Below are 1,039 nucleotides of genomic sequence, written 5' to 3' on the forward strand. Positions count from 1 at the left end.
GCTCGCCGTGCTTGCCGGTGCTCACGTGCCGCAGCGCCGCGGGCAGCGTCAGCGTGGCGGCGTCGAGCGTGGCGCGCACGTCGTCGAGCCATGCGGCTTCCAGCGCCGAGGTGCGCGGGCCGATGCCCGCCGCGGCGATCGCGTCTTCCACCGCGTCCGCGCTGAAGAACTCGTACGTGTACGGCATCAGGTAGTCGAGCGCGGCCTGCGCGCGACGGTGCGATTCGTCGGTGCCGTCGCCGAAGCGGATCAGCCACTCGCCCGCGTGATGCACGTGGTACTGCGTTTCCTTGATCGACTTCGCGGCGATCGCGGCGAGCTGTTCGTCGGCGGAGTGCGTCAGCGCGCCCCACAGATGCCTCATCAGCGTCGAATACAGGAAGTTGCGCACGATCGTGACCGCGTAGTCCTTCTGCGCCTGCGCGGTGCCGGCGAGCGGGCCGTAGTGCGGCAGCTCGGCGAGCGTGTAGTTCGCGAACTCGCGCTCGGCGCGGAAGTACGCGTAGTCGTCTTCGCTGCGCTGACGGCCGGTGAGCTGCTGCTCGAGCGTGGCCGCGTGTGTGTACAGCAGACGCGCCTGGCCGATCAGGTCGAGGCTCATGTTCGACAGCGCGATGTCCTCTTCGAGGATCGGGCCGTGGCCGCACCACTCGGTGTTGCGCTGACCGAGAATCAGCGCGGTATCGGCGAGGCGCAGCACGTACTGCAGATGTTCGGGCGTGATAGAGGTCGGGGACATAGTGGTCATGGCGCGCTTACATGTGGTTGACTTCGTCGGGCAGCGTGTAGAACGTCGGGTGGCGATAGATCTTGTCGCCCGCCGGTTCGAACAGCTCCGCTTTCTCGTCGGGCGCCGAGGCGGTGATCGCCGAGGACGGCACCACCCAGATGCTCACCCCTTCCTGGCGGCGCGTGTAGACGTCGCGCGCCATGCGCAGCGCCATCGGCGCGTCGGCCGCGTGCAGACTGCCGCAGTGCTTGTGGTCGAGGCCCTGCCTGCTGCGCACGAACACTTCCCAAATCGGCCATTCCTTGTTCA

Annotated in this window: 2 protein-coding genes; both read right to left on the reverse strand. The window is 67.7% G+C overall.

Features of this window, described 5'->3' with window-relative positions; all coding sequences use genetic code 11:
* On the reverse strand, positions 1-748 hold a 748-nt coding region (gene paaC, locus AB3X89_RS39900), incomplete at its 3' end, for a 1,2-phenylacetyl-CoA epoxidase subunit PaaC (protein WP_368588017.1).
* 7 nt (positions 749-755) lie between these two features.
* Positions 756-1,039: 1,2-phenylacetyl-CoA epoxidase subunit PaaB (gene paaB, locus AB3X89_RS39905; protein WP_368588018.1), on the reverse strand; the 284-nt coding region annotated here is incomplete at its 5' end.

The sequence above is a fragment of the Paraburkholderia sp. BR14320 genome, assembly GCF_040948665.1.
Taxonomy (GTDB): domain Bacteria; phylum Pseudomonadota; class Gammaproteobacteria; order Burkholderiales; family Burkholderiaceae; genus Paraburkholderia; species Paraburkholderia youngii.